The following is a 13,253-nucleotide window of genomic DNA, read 5'->3' on the forward strand; positions in this document are numbered from 1 at the left end:
GGGCATGTACGCGCTGGGCGGCAAGGCAGGCCAGACGGGTTCGGGCCAGACGTGGTCGCTTGCCGCAACGTATAACAACGGCCCGCTGTCCGTGGCTGCCGGCTACTTCGTGGCCGACAACAACAACGGCGCGCGCACGGCAACGGCTGGCGCCGGCGGCTGGAGCAGCACGTCGGACGGCCCGTTCGACGGATCGCTGGTCAACCTCGGCTACCAGACGGCCAAGTCGATCAACATCGCGCGCGTGGCCGCACAGTACGTCGCCGGCCCCTTCACGGTCGGCGCCGCCTACAGCAACTCGCAGTACAAGAACGACGGTTTCTCTGCGTTCACCTCGACCGAGAAGTACAACACCGGACAAGGCTTCTTGATCTACCAAGCGAACACTGCGCTGCTGCTGGGCCTCGGCTACAGCTACACGAAGTCGAGCGGCAACACGGGCGCGACCTACCATCAGGTTTCGCTGGGCGCGGACTACAGCCTGTCGAAGCGCACCGACGTGTACCTGGTTGGCGCTTACCAGCACGCGAGCGGCGATACGCTTAACGCGCTCGGCACGCAAACCGTCAGCGCCGTCGCTTCGATCGGCTCGTACGGCTACGGCGGCGGCAGCAGCACGCAAGAGCTGTTCGTCCTCGGCCTGCGTCACAAGTTCTGATCGGACTTGACTGACGGCTGACGCAACACGCTGTAATAAGGCCCGTCCCGACTCACGCCGGTGACGGGCTTTTTTTCGGGCCCCATGCGAACGGTCGGCGCGTTGACCGGATTTGCTTGCACAGCGCCTACACGGACGCCAGAAAGCAAAAAGCCCAGTCATAGAGACCGGGCTAAACGCTTGATTTTGTTGGGGTGGCTGATGGGACTCGAACCCACGACGACAGGAATCACAATCCTGGACTCTACCAACTGAGCTACAGCCACCATTGACACTTGCTGCTTGGCTTGCCAGAACTAGCTTGCCGATCAATCAAGAAGCGAGATTATACGAACATAGACCAGGCTTGCCAAGCCCCCTTAATCGATAAATTCGATCGGCTCGCGCAAACAATTGCGCGCTTCGTCGAAGATCGCGAGGTCGCGCGCGGCCAGCTTTTTGTTATCCGACAACACGCGGCGCCAGCCGCGCGAGCCCGCCACGCCCCGATAGAGGCCGAGCGCATGGCGCGTGATGGCGCCGAGGAACGTACCGCCCGCAAGCTCGTCCGCGCAGTAGCGGATCAGGTCCGCTTCGATTTGCTCGCGCGTTCGCGGCGGCTCGGTTGCGCCGTAGAAGCGCGCGTCGACCTCCGCCAGCACGTACGGATTGTGGTACGCCTCGCGCCCGAGCATCACGCCGTCGACGTGCTGCAAATGCGACTCGACTTCGTCGAGCGTCTTGATTCCGCCGTTGATGATGATCTCGAGCGCCGGGAAATCGCGCTTCAGGCGGTACGCGTACTCATACTTGAGCGGCGGGATCTCGCGGTTTTCCTTCGGCGACAAGCCCTTCAGGATCGCGTTGCGCGCGTGCACGATGAAGACCTCGCAGCCCGCTTCCGCGATCGTGCCCACGAAATCGCGCACGAATTCATAATCCTCGACGACATCGACGCCGACCCGGTGCTTGACCGTCACCGGAATCGACACCGCATCGCGCATCGCCTTCACGCAATCGGCGACGAGCTGCGGCTCGTTCATCAGGCACGCGCCGAACGCGCCGCGCTGCACGCGCTCGGACGGGCAGCCGCAATTCAGATTGATCTCGTCATAGCCCCATTGCTCGCCGAGCTTCGCCGAGCGCGCGAGGTCGGCCGGCTCGCTGCCGCCGAGTTGCAGCGCGACCGGCGCTTCCTCAGCCGAAAACGCGAGATGGCGGGCGACGTCGCCGTAAAGCAGGGCGCCCGTCGTCACCATTTCCGTGTACAGCCACGTATGGCGCGAGATCAGCCGGTGCAGCGAACGGCAGTGGCGGTCAGTCCAATCCATCATCGGCGCTACGGATACGCGGCGAGGACTGGAACGAGGCAATGACGGCATGGGAAAAATCGGCGGTGAAGGGCGGAAAGCTTGCACGCGCGGCGGCGAACAAGCCGGGCGCGGCGCGCAACTCAGGCCGCAATTTTACCGCAACGGTGCGGTTTCCCGCCTGACGTGCCCGCTCACGTGCGCGCCCGCGTCGCGATCGAGGCCGAACACGTCGAAGATGCCTGCGAGCCCGAGCGCCGCGACGAGCAGGAACGCGAGCGCGAAGTCGTCCGGCGTGCTCGGTTGCGCCGAATGGCCGTGCAGCCAGGTCGCGGTGCGCAGCGCGATCGCGCCGAACGCGACCCCCATGCCCATCGCCATCTGGTTTAGCGTGCTGGCGAGTGTCGAAGCGCCGCTCATTTGCAGCTTGGGCACGTCGGCGAAGCTGAGCGTGTTGAGTGCGGTGAACTGCAGCGAGCGCGACAAACCGCTGACGAACAGCAGGGCGACGATCCAGACGTAGGGCGTCGCGGGCGTGAGCAGGCTCATCGCCGCGAGCGTCGCGGCGGCGAACGCGCCGTTCGCGAGCAGCACTGCGCGAAAGCCGAAGCGCTTCATGACGGGGGTCGTGACGAGCTTCATCGACAGGTTGCCCGCGAACACCGCGAGCGTCAGCAGGCCTGAGCGGAACGCGTTCATGCCGAACCCGACCTGGAACATCAGCGGCAGCAGGAACGGCACGACGCTGATCGAAATCCGAAAGAGCGATCCGCCTGTCATCGAGACGGCGAAGGTCTTCACTCGAAACGCCGACAAGTCGACGACGGGATTGCGCGCGCGTCGCAAATACACGAGCGCAACCGCGCCCGCAGCGCTGCCCACGGCGAGGAAGACGAGCGCTTCGCGCCAGGGCGCGACGCTCCGGCCGATCAGTTCGGTCGCGTACAGCAGCGTCGTGCACGCGAACCCGCATAGCACGAAACCAAGCGCGTCGAACGGACGCTTCGCGTCTTCGCGCGCATTGCCGATGAAGCGCCACGCGAGCGCGATGCCGATCAGGCCGAGCGGCAGGTTCAGATAGAAGATCCAGCGCCACGACGAATAGGTCGTGATGAAGCCGCCGAGCGGCGGCCCGATCACAGGTGCGACGAGCCCTGGCCACGTGATGATCGCGATCGCGCGCATCAGGTCTTCCTTGCGCGTCGCGCGCAGCACGGCGAGCCGGCCTACCGGAACCATCATCGCGCCGCCGACGCCTTGCACGATGCGCGCCGCAGTAAACTCGACGAGCCCCTGGGTCATTCCGCAGACTACCGACGCCGCCGTGAACACCGCGATTGCGCTTGTAAACACGGAGCGCACGCCGAAGCGGTCCGCAGCCCAGCCACTCACCGGAATGAAGACCGCGAGCGTGAGCAGGTACGACGTGATGCCGATGCTCAAGTCAACCGGATGGACATTGAACGAGCGCGCCATCTGCGGGAGCGCGGTGGCGATGATCGTGCCGTCGAGGTTTTCCATGAAGAACGCGGCCGCGACGAGCATGACGATCAGCGACGCTTCGTTTGCGCGCGCGGGCGCGGTGGACGGCGGTGCGGAACCTGACATCGGCGAGACTCTCCTCTAGGTGGCGCGTCGGGCGTTGCCGCTGTGGTCCGTCATTCTAGCGGGCGTGCTCCTCTCGCGCCTCTCGTGCCTGGAACGTGAGGATGCGACTGCCCGGCGCTTGCTGGGCCGATCGGCTCAAAGCGCGGCGCGGGATAGGCGCGTGCCGCTCAAATCGGACGATTCGAGCGCAAAAGCGATCTACACTTTTTAGCAAGACGAGGTGTGACAGCGCCGGTGCCTCCGGCGGCGGAGCCGGGCACGGAGCCTCGCCGGCGGCGAAAGCGTGCTTCGATGGTAGGATTCGCCCGGCAAAAACACCGGCCGCGCAGGCTGCCGGAGAGCAATTCTTTGGACCCAGGAAATCGAATGGCGCAACAGAAAACCAATCCCAAACTCGAGCAAGCGCTGACGCGCGGCGATCTTGCGATGCGGCAGGCGAATTCCGCCCGGGCGACCGCGCTTTTGCGCGCGCTTGGCAAGATGATCGTCGAGTCGTCGGCGACGATCGGTGTCGAGGCCTTCACGTCGATTCCCGATGGCGACCGCATTTACGATCCGGCCGGCGGCCTGTGGCCGCAGAAACTGCTGGTGTCGCTCGACGGACCGGTCGAGGACGCCGATCCGGACGAATTGCGCACCGTCTGGCTGCTCGCCGATACGCCGAACACCGTGTTCCGTGTCGAATGGCATCGGGCGGACGGCAAGATCGGCCGCCAGGAAGGGCGGCCGCTCGCGACCGTCGCGTTCATCAGCGATGTCGAGATTCCATGGAGCGACGACGAGGACTGAGCGCTGCGGCCCGCTGCGCGTTCGGATTCAGCGCATCATCCGGCGCCTGAACAGCGCCGCGCAGACGAAGAACGACACCAGCGCGTAGCCGGCCAGCACGTAGATGTGCAGCGCAGCATCCTGCATCGGCCGGCCGAGCATCGCGGGACGAATCAGCTCCACCGCGTGCAGCAGCGGCGAGGCAAGCGCTGCGCGCTGCGCAAGTCCGGGCAACTGCGTGATCGGAAAGAACACGCCGGAAAGCAACAGCATCGGCGTGAGCACGAGCGTCTGGTAGAACATGAAGAAGTCGTACGACGGCGCAAGCGCCGTCACGATCATGGCGAGGCTTGCGAAGGCCAGGCCCGCGAGCACGATGGCCGGCAGTGCGAGCAGCATCGACGGAAAGCTCGCGTAGCCGAGCAGGCCCGCCACGAGCATGATCGCGACGCCCGACAGCACCGCCTTGCTCGCGCCCCAGACAATCTCGCCCAGCACGATATCGCCGAGCGTGAGGGGCGTGTGCATGATCGCCTCCCACGTGCGCTGCACGTGCATCCGCGAGAATCCCGAATACATCGATTCGAAGCTCGCCGACATCATCACGCTGGACGCCACCGTGCCCGCCGCGAGAAACGCGATGTACGACACGCCCTCGACGCGTCCCACCATGAGCCCGAGCCCGAGGCCAAGACCGAACAGATAGATCATCGGGTCGGCGAGATTGCCGATCATCGACGCCAGCGCGAGCTTCTTCCAAACCAGATAGTTGCGGCGCCACACTGCAATCCAGTGCGTCGCGTTCGCAGGCAGTGCGCTGCGCAGGCGCGAGACCGTCGAAGGCGACGTGTCGGGCGTGTTGGGCATGTCGTAGCGGCGAGCGTCCATGTCGGTCGGTCCTGGCGCGTGTTCTAGGTATGGGTTGTCAGTCCTGCATGTCTCGGCCGGTGAGCCGCAGGAACACGTCTTCGAGATTGGCAGGACGATGCAGATAGCGCAAGCCGGCCCGGCCGTCGAGCCGCGCATGCACCGGCTGCGGATCGCGCACATAGCAAAAGAGCGTCTCGCCGCTGATTTCCGTGCGTACGGCAAACGGCGCAAGTTCGTCGCGCAATGCCGCGGGGTCGGCGCCGTAGATCTCGATGACTTCGCAGCCGATCTCGGCCTCGATGAGTGCTTTCGGCGCGCCTTCGGCGATCTTTTGTCCTTCTTCGATGACGCACAGGCGATGGCAGAGCCGCTCGGCTTCCTCCATGAAATGCGTCGTGAGCAGGATGGTCTTGCCGCGCGCGAGCAGCGAGCGCAGGCGTTCCCAGATCAGGTGCCGCGCCTGCGGATCGAGACCGGTCGTGGGCTCGTCCATGATCAGCACGTCCGGGTCGTTGATGAGCGCGCGCGCCAGCGTGAGGCGCCGCTTCATGCCGCCCGACAGTTCGCCGACGCGCGCATCGGCCTTGTTTTCGAGCCTCGCGAATTCGAGCAGCGTAGGCACCATCGCGCGAGTTTGCGTCGACGAGAGCCCGAAGTAGCGTCCGAATACCAGCAGGTTTTCGCGGACGGTGAAGTCGGGGTCGAGGTTGTCGAACTGCGGCACGACGCCGACGTGTTGACGCGCAAAACGCGCCCGCGCCGGAATCGGCTCGCCGCAGAGCCGGATCATGCCGGCGTCGGGTTCGCTCATGCCGAGCAGCATCTTGATCGAGGTCGTCTTACCGGCGCCGTTCGGCCCGAGCAGGCCGAAACATTCGCCGACGCGCACGTGAAACGACAGGCCATTCACGACGGCTTTGTCGCCGAAATGCTTTTCGACTTCGTGAAACTCGATGGCAGCGTCGGACATGGGCGCGTGGGTTCCGGCAGGCGAGTGTTGAGAGGCTTGGGCCATTCTAGTGCATCGGCAAATACGGCTCTGCGCAGACCTTGCCCTGAACTTGTGCGCTGCAACGGGCCTCGTGCCGCTAGCGGGCATCGAGCCGAGCTCTCATTCGGCTCCGGTTCGATTTGGCGCACGAATCGACCTACTCCCTAAGCGTTTTCCATCCCTTGCAAGCGGAATTGCGGCGCACCATGATTAGAACGAAGGTGCGCGCAAGCGCGGAAGTGTGAAAGGGAGGCAACCATGGCTAGTTACAAAAAAATTCTGTTGTGCTACGACGGCACGCGCGAAGGCCGCAAGGCGCTGCGCTGCGGCGCCGATCTTGCACTCGATTTGAAGGCGGAGACGCATCTGCTGTCGGTCGTCGACATGCGGACGAGCATCGCACAGAGCGCCGGGCTCTTGACCGATGTCGCGTGCGGGCGCTTCGAGGACGCCGCGCGCGAGATTCTTCAGGAAGGCGTGAACTGGCTGACCGAGCGGGGCGTGCAGGCGCACGGCCATTTCGCGTTCGGCCACCCGATCGACGAGATCGCGAATCTCGCGAACGAACTCCAGGCCGATCTAGTCGTGGTAGGCCACCGCTGCCGAAGCGGCCTCTCGCGCTGGTGGATGGGCTCGGGCAACACGCAGTTGCTCGACCGCGTATCGTGCAGCATTCTCGTTGCGTGCTCGACGGCGCAAGAACAACGAAAAGAAGCGGAAACCGAAGCAGCCTTGAGCGGCGAAGCGGGGACCGTGCGCTAAGTCGTGTCTCTCGTGCGGCCGCTCGCTCGGACCGGCCGCACGTCGCTTTGGTCAAGCGTCGCGGGGCGCGATCAATCGTTCAGTTCGACCGCCACTAGCTTCCATGAAAACAACCCGTCGCGATGCAGAAGCGCCGAATACTGCGCACTGCCCGCAACGCGCCGGTAGGTGACAGCAAATTCATTGACGCTGCGATAGGCCGCCGTGGTTTGCCGTGGGGCCGGGGCCGATGCCGGCTGGCTCGAGGAAGGGGCCGGTTCCGATGCCGGTTGCGACGGAGCCGTATTTGACGCCGTGTCCTCCGAAGGTTCCGGCGGCGCTGGCGGACGCTCGCCGGGCGTACCCCGCGGTGGCAAGCCGTTGAGGATTGCGGCGACGCCGTCGGGTGTTGCGTATGCGTCGACGAGCGGCCCGATCAGCGCGACCCCGATCATGGCCCCGATGGCGGCGAACGGGTTATTGAGCTTTTGCTCGTCGATACGCCGCGTCAGCATTTGCGTGACTTGATCCTTGAGGCTTTGACGCAAAGCCGGATAGTCGACGTACTGATTGAGCGTTTGCGCGTCGCGCGCGTCCGCTGCGCGTTTCAGATGATCGAGCGCGACGTACGGCGACGCGTAGGCATAGCCCAATACCGCGATTACAGCGATCGCGATAACGGCAGTAATCGCAAGAGCAACCGGCTTGCGTTGCGTTGAGCGCACGGGATCGGACATGAAGGAAAGGTCTCCGTAAAGAATGACGATGAACGGTGGACCGTCAACTCGAGAAAATGATCCCGTCGCAATTGTTAGCTATTGCAACTTGCGCAACCGAGTGGGCAACTGCGTGGGCAACCGCCTGGGCAAATGGGCCCGTCAATCGAAAAGCCCTTGCTGCGCGCCCGCATGTTCGGCCGCGATGCAGCGATCGATCATCCGGCAGACCGCATCGATGGTGCCGACCATGATCAGGCGCGAAGCGCCGTGATAGACGCGCACCGGGCCGCGCCGTGCGGGTTCCGTGTTCAACCCGCTATTCAGCGACACGCGGGCGAACGCGGGCAGCGCCGACGGCAGCGCAGGCCCCAATGCCTCCGCTAGCAAATCCGGCTGATCAAATCGCTGCTCATCGAATCGCGCAGAGCGGGTGAGCGCTGCGCTCGTTTCGAGCGGCGCGCATGGCACGGCGCCGCGCAAATGGCGCAGGCGGCCAAATTGACGGAAGGGCAAAAGGCGGGCAAGGCGGTCCATGGCGTTTCTCCAGGCAGAGTCCGGGCAGCGTTCAGAATTCGGTGGGGCGAATCAGCCCCACGGCGATACCTTCGAGCGCGAAATCGGCGCTGCCGGCCTGAACAAAGATGTTTTCGTAATCGGGGTTCTCGGCGATCAGTTCGATGCCGTCCTTGCGGCGCTTGAGGCGCTTGACGGTGACGTCGTCCCCGAGCCGCGCGACGATGATCTGGCCGTCTTTCGCTTCGCTGCGCTTTTGCACCGCGAGCAGATCGCCGTCGAGGATGCCGGCGTCGCGCATCGACAGCCCGCGTACTTTCAGCAGGTAGTCGGGCTTGTTCGAGAAAAGCGCCGGATCGCACGCGTAATGCTGCGAGATATGTTCTTGCGCGAGGATCGGGCTGCCCGCCGCGACGCGCCCGACGAGCGGCAAGGAAAGTTGCATCAGACTCGTATGCGGCAGCGTGAATTGATGCGGTGCGTCGTCCACGCCCATCAAGAGGCGGATGCCGCGCGACGCGCCGGCGGCGAGCTCGATCACCCCTTTGCGCGCAAGCGCCCGCAGATGCTCTTCGGCCGAGTTGGCCGAGCTGAAGCCGAGTTCCGCGGCGATTTCGGCCCGCGTGGGCGGAAAGCCGCTGCGTTCGATCGTCTGGCGGATCAAGTCGTAAACCTGCTGCTGCCTTGCGGTGAGTTTGGTCATGGCGCACTGTATGGATAGACAGGTGACTGTATTTTTATACAGTATTCGTCACATTTCAAGCGTTACTTTAAGTGTCGCCATCCGGGCCAGCCGCGATGCTTGATCGAGGTCATTCGTAACGCCGGAGCAGCCTAACGGGGCGCATAGCGCCGGTTCCGCCTGTCGTTATCCACTTTTTGTCATTAAAAAATGAAGATTTATTATTTTTGAGTATGTAGGCCCTTCGCTAGACTGGCCCGACGCAATCAGCATCAGTCTGGGAAACGGAGAACAAACGAATGGCCGAAAGCATGACGGGGCAGGCGGGCAAGGCTCGTCGATGGGTCGCGACGCTGGCATTGGGCGCGCTGTCGACGGTGGCCGGGGTATTGGCGTTTGCCGCGAGCACGCCCGCGCATGCGGATACGACGCTCTTGAATGTGTCGTACGACCCGACGCGCGAGCTGTACCAGGACATCAATCAGGCATTCGGCAAGGAGTGGAAAGCGAAGACCGGCGAATCGGCGACCTTCAAGCAGTCGCACGGCGGCTCGGGCGCGCAGGCGCGCTCGGTCCTCGACGGCTTGCAGGCCGATGTCGTGACGCTTGCGCTTGCCTATGACATCGACGCGCTCGCGAACAAAGGGCTCATCGACAAGAACTGGCAGAAGCGCTTGCCCGATAACGCGTCGCCCTATACGTCGACGATCGTGTTCCTCGTGCGCAAGGGCAATCCGAAGCACATCAAGGATTGGGACGACTTGGTGAAGCCGGGCGTGTCGATCGTCACGCCGAACCCGAAGACCTCGGGCGGCGCGCGCTGGAACTACCTCGCGGCCTGGGCGTACGCGGTGCACCAGCCGGGCGGCAACGCAGAGACGGCGAAGGCGTTCGTGACCAAGCTCTACAAGAACGCCGGCGTGCTCGATTCCGGCGCGCGTGGCGCGACGACGAGCTTCGTGCAGCGCGGTATCGGCGACGTGCTGATTGCGTGGGAAAACGAGGCGTTTCTCTCGCAGAAGGAGTTCGGCGCGGACAAGTTCGAGATCGTCGTGCCGTCGGTGAGCATCCTGGCCGAGCCGCCGGTGGCGGTGGTCGACAAAGTCGTCGACAAGCACGGCACCCGCAAGCTCGCCGAGGCCTATTTGAACTTCCTCTATAGCGACGAAGGGCAGGAGATCGCCGCGAAGAACTTCTACCGGCCGCGTTCCGGCAAGGTGCCGGCGGCGCTGACGGACAAGTTCCCGAAGCTGAAGCTGTACACGGTCGACGACACGTTCGGCGGCTGGACGAACGCGCAGAAGACGCACTTCGCCGACGGCGGCGTGTTCGATTCGATCTATCAGCCGCAGTGAGACAGCAACACCGTCAGACCGCCGGCCCCGCCGGACATAACAACGACGACGAGCGGCCATTGCGTCACGACGACGCGCCGGCCGCTCGCGAACGGCTCCCTCCGGGGCCGCACCCAAGAAGAGCATCCGCATGACGACGTTCACTTTCCGCAAGCCGAGCGCCTTGCCCGGCTTTGGCGTGACGCTCGGCATCACGGTGGCGTATCTGAGCCTCGTGGTGCTGATCCCGCTTGCCGCGACGTTCCTGAAGACGGCCACGCTCGAGTGGGGGCAGTTCGTGCGTGCGGTCGCGTCGCCGCGCGTGCTGGCGTCGTACCGTCTCACGTTTTCGGCGGCGCTCGGCGGCGCGCTCATCAACGCCGTGTTCGGCTTTCTCGTTGCGTGGGTGCTCGTGCGCTACCCGTTCCCGGGCAAGCGCATCGTCGATGCGGTTGTGGACTTGCCGTTCGCGCTGCCGACGTCGGTCGCGGGCATCTCGCTTGCCGCCGTCTATTCGGGCAATGGCTGGATCGGCCAATTCCTCGCGCCGCTCGGCATCAAGGTCGCGTTTACGCCGCTGGGCGTGCTGGTCGCGCTGACGTTTATCGGCCTGCCCTTCGTCGTGCGCACGGTGCAGCCCGTGCTCGAAGACTTCGAGCGCGAACAGGAAGAGGCCGCGGCGTGCCTCGGCGCGTCGCGCTGGCTCACGTTTCGCCGCATCGTGCTGCCCGCGGTGACGCCCGCGCTCTTGACCGGTTTCGCGCTCGCGTTTGCGCGCGCGCTCGGCGAGTATGGCTCGGTGATCTTCATCGCAGGCAACGTGCCGATGAAATCGGAGATCACATCGCTCTTGATCATCACGAAGCTCGAACAGTACGACTATGCGGGCGCGACGGCGCTGGCCGTCGTGATGCTCGTCGTCTCGTTCGTGATGCTGCTGCTGATCAATACGCTGCAATGGTATTTGCAGCGGCGCACGAGCCGCGGGGCGAGCGGTGCAGCGGGTTCTGCTGCGGCTGTGCCTGCGCCGGCGATCGAAGGCGTCGTGCGATGAGCCACGATGCCGCCGTCCTCCAGCAAGCGCCGCGCGCACGCGCGGTACGCGAGCCGGACCCGGTCGCCGAGCCGCGCTTCGTGCGCTGGGCGCTGACCGGCATCGCGCTCGTATTCCTCACGCTCTTTCTCGCCGTGCCGCTCGCGGCCGTGTTTTATGAGGCGTTCAGGAAAGGCGTCGGCTACTACTTCGACTCGCTTGCCGATCCCGACGCCTGGTCCGCGATCAAGCTCACGCTGCTCGTCGCGGCCATTGCCGTGCCGCTGAATCTCGTCTTCGGTCTTGCCGCGTCATGGGCGATCGCGAAGTTCGAATTCAAGGGCAAGGCTTTGCTCACGACGCTGATCGATCTGCCGTTCTCGGTGTCGCCCGTGATCTCGGGGCTCATCTACGTGCTGATGTTCGGCGCGCAAGGCTGGTTCGGCCCGTGGCTCGCCGACCATGACGTGCAGATCATCTTCGCGGTGCCCGGCATCGTGCTCGCGACGGTCTTCGTCACCTTCCCGTTCGTCGCGCGCGAGCTGATTCCGCTGATGCAGGCGCAGGGCAACGACGAGGAAGAGGCCGCGCACGTGCTCGGCGCATCGGGCTGGCAGATCTTCCGGCGCGTCACGCTGCCGAACGTCAAATGGGGCCTGCTCTACGGCGTGATTCTCTGCAATGCGCGCGCGATGGGCGAGTTCGGGGCGGTGTCGGTGGTGTCCGGGCATATTCGAGGGCAGACCGACACGATGCCGCTGCACGTCGAGATTCTCTACAACGAGTACAACTTTTCGGCCGCGTTCGCGGTGGCGTCGCTGCTCGCGTTGCTCGCGCTCGTGACGCTCGGCCTGAAGCTCGCCGCGGAACGCGGGATGGCCGCGGCGCGGCCGGGCGCAACCCAGTCGGTCAAGTAAAGAGGCGTATCACGCATGGGCATCACCGTTCGCAATCTGCACAAACGTTTCGGCGATTTCACCGCGCTCGATAACGTGTCACTCGACTTTCCCCCGGGCGAGCTCGTCGCGCTGCTCGGGCCGTCCGGCTGCGGCAAGACCACGCTGTTGCGCGTGATCGCCGGCCTCGAACACGCGGATGCCGGGCAGGTCGTGCTGCAAGGGCAGGACGTGGGCGGCGTCGGCGCACGCGAGCGGCAAGTGGGCTTCGTGTTCCAGCATTACGCGCTCTTCAGGCACATGACGGTGTTCGAGAACGTCGCCTTCGGGCTGCGCGTGAAGCCGCGCAAGGAACGGCCGTCCGAGGCCGTGATTCGCGAGAAGGTGCACGAGCTGCTGAAGCTCGTGCAGCTCGACTGGCTCGCGCAGCGCTATCCGTCGGAACTGTCGGGCGGGCAGCGGCAGCGGATCGCACTCGCGCGCGCGCTCGCCGTCGAGCCGAAGGTGCTGCTGCTCGACGAGCCGTTCGGCGCGCTCGATGCGAAAGTCCGCAAGGAGTTGCGCAGCTGGCTGCGGCGGCTGCACGACGATCTGCACATCTCGACGATCTTCGTGACGCACGATCAGGAAGAGGCGCTCGAAGTGGCCGACCGGATCGTCGTGCTGAATCATGGGCGCGTCGAGCAAGGCGGCCATCCGCAGGACGTCTACGACCATCCGCTGACATCCTTCGTCTACGAGTTCCTGGGTGCTGCGAACCGCTTGAGCGGCAGCGTCGAAGCCGGCGGCTTCGTCGCGGACGGCGCCGCGCAGCCGATCGCGGTCGCGGCAGGGTTCGCGGGGCCGGCGCTTGCGTACGTGCGGCCGCACGACTTGACGCTCTATCCGCGCGCAAATGCCGGCGAGAAGGCGCAAGAGGGCATCGTCGTCGACGTGCGGCGCGTCGTGACGTTGGGCGGCTCGGTGCGCGTCGAGCTCGAAGGACGCGGCGGCAACGTGCTCGAAGCCGAACTCGACCGCGACACGTGGCGCGAATTGCGGCTCGACGTCGGCGACGGCGTGACCGCGGTGCCGCGCTCGCTGCGTGTATTTCCCGCGCGCTGAGCGGCAACGGCCCAGCACGCCCATATTCCAATAAACACGAAAACGAA

At 64.8% G+C, this 13,253-nt stretch carries 14 protein-coding genes and 1 tRNA gene; 7 read left to right on the forward strand and 8 right to left on the reverse strand.

The genetic code is table 11. The annotated features are described in order from the left end of the window. Positions 1 to 658: porin (locus J3489_RS37590; protein WP_374193448.1), on the forward strand; the 658-nt coding region annotated here is incomplete at its 5' end. 190 nt (positions 659 to 848) lie between these two features. On the opposite strand, the gene J3489_RS11700 is transcribed toward J3489_RS37590, so the two are convergent. The 3 genes from J3489_RS11700 to J3489_RS11710 form a co-directional block, all read right to left on the reverse strand. Next, positions 849 to 924 (reverse strand) — tRNA-His (locus tag J3489_RS11700). Between the two features lie 93 nt (positions 925 to 1,017). Continuing rightward, positions 1,018 to 2,019 (reverse strand): tRNA dihydrouridine(20/20a) synthase DusA, encoded by a 1,002-nt coding sequence (gene dusA, locus J3489_RS11705; protein ID WP_206998089.1) that lies wholly within the window; start codon positions 2,017 to 2,019, stop codon positions 1,018 to 1,020. Between the two features lie 84 nt (positions 2,020 to 2,103). Then, positions 2,104 to 3,555 (reverse strand): DHA2 family efflux MFS transporter permease subunit, encoded by a 1,452-nt coding sequence (locus tag J3489_RS11710; protein ID WP_206998091.1) that lies wholly within the window; start codon positions 3,553 to 3,555, stop codon positions 2,104 to 2,106. 366 nt (positions 3,556 to 3,921) lie between these two features. On the opposite strand from J3489_RS11710, the gene J3489_RS11715 reads away from it, so the two are divergent. Then, positions 3,922 to 4,344 (forward strand): hypothetical protein, encoded by a 423-nt coding sequence (locus J3489_RS11715; RefSeq protein WP_206998093.1) that lies wholly within the window; start codon positions 3,922 to 3,924, stop codon positions 4,342 to 4,344. Positions 4,345 to 4,371: 27 nt separating this feature from the next. Here the strand turns inward: J3489_RS11715 and nodJ are convergent, their stop codons facing one another. Together nodJ and nodI are read right to left on the reverse strand one after the other, a co-directional pair. Then, complete coding sequence (nodJ, locus tag J3489_RS11720; RefSeq protein WP_206998095.1) at positions 4,372 to 5,211, reverse strand: ABC transporter permease; 840 nt, start codon at positions 5,209 to 5,211, stop codon at positions 4,372 to 4,374. A 37-nt stretch (positions 5,212 to 5,248) separates the two neighbouring features. After that, entirely contained in the window at positions 5,249 to 6,163 is a 915-nt protein-coding gene (gene nodI, locus J3489_RS11725) for a nodulation factor ABC transporter ATP-binding protein NodI (protein WP_206998097.1), read from the reverse strand. A 279-nt stretch (positions 6,164 to 6,442) separates the two neighbouring features. Between nodI and J3489_RS11730 the strand changes: the two genes are divergently transcribed. Beyond that, the gene (locus J3489_RS11730; protein WP_206998099.1) at positions 6,443 to 6,946 is read left to right on the forward strand and encodes a universal stress protein; all 504 of its coding nucleotides are present in this window, start codon (positions 6,443 to 6,445) and stop codon (positions 6,944 to 6,946) included. A gap of 71 nt (positions 6,947 to 7,017) precedes the next feature. On the opposite strand, the gene J3489_RS11735 is transcribed toward J3489_RS11730, so the two are convergent. The 3 genes from J3489_RS11735 to lexA all read right to left on the reverse strand — a co-directional run bounded on the left by J3489_RS11735 (position 7,018) and on the right by lexA (position 8,860). After that, positions 7,018 to 7,662, reverse strand: a complete 645-nt coding sequence (locus tag J3489_RS11735) for a DUF2939 domain-containing protein (protein WP_206998101.1) — start codon at positions 7,660 to 7,662, stop codon at positions 7,018 to 7,020. A gap of 141 nt (positions 7,663 to 7,803) precedes the next feature. After that, a complete protein-coding gene (locus J3489_RS11740; RefSeq protein ID WP_206998103.1) occupies positions 7,804 to 8,178 on the reverse strand; it encodes a hypothetical protein in 375 nt (124 codons plus the stop codon). A gap of 31 nt (positions 8,179 to 8,209) precedes the next feature. Then, the gene (gene lexA / locus J3489_RS11745) at positions 8,210 to 8,860 is read right to left on the reverse strand and encodes a transcriptional repressor LexA (protein ID WP_206998105.1); all 651 of its coding nucleotides are present in this window, start codon (positions 8,858 to 8,860) and stop codon (positions 8,210 to 8,212) included. Between the two features lie 278 nt (positions 8,861 to 9,138). Between lexA and J3489_RS11750 the strand changes: the two genes are divergently transcribed. The 4 genes from J3489_RS11750 (at position 9,139) to J3489_RS11765 (ending at position 13,206) form a co-directional block, all read left to right on the forward strand. After that, entirely contained in the window at positions 9,139 to 10,194 is a 1,056-nt protein-coding gene (locus tag J3489_RS11750; protein WP_206998107.1) for a sulfate ABC transporter substrate-binding protein, read from the forward strand. Positions 10,195 to 10,324: 130 nt separating this feature from the next. Continuing rightward, on the forward strand, positions 10,325 to 11,227 hold the full coding sequence (gene cysT / locus J3489_RS11755; RefSeq protein WP_206998109.1) for a sulfate ABC transporter permease subunit CysT: 903 nt from the start codon (positions 10,325 to 10,327) through the stop codon (positions 11,225 to 11,227). Further along, positions 11,224 to 12,123 (forward strand): sulfate ABC transporter permease subunit CysW, encoded by a 900-nt coding sequence (gene cysW, locus J3489_RS11760; RefSeq protein ID WP_206998111.1) that lies wholly within the window; start codon positions 11,224 to 11,226, stop codon positions 12,121 to 12,123. Before cysT ends, cysW begins: the two co-directional genes overlap by 4 nt. A gap of 15 nt (positions 12,124 to 12,138) precedes the next feature. After that, positions 12,139 to 13,206 (forward strand): sulfate/molybdate ABC transporter ATP-binding protein, encoded by a 1,068-nt coding sequence (locus J3489_RS11765; protein ID WP_206998114.1) that lies wholly within the window; start codon positions 12,139 to 12,141, stop codon positions 13,204 to 13,206. Positions 13,207 to 13,253 lie beyond the last annotated feature (47 nt).

Source organism: Trinickia mobilis (assembly GCF_017315705.1).
GTDB lineage: Bacteria > Pseudomonadota > Gammaproteobacteria > Burkholderiales > Burkholderiaceae > Trinickia_A > Trinickia_A mobilis.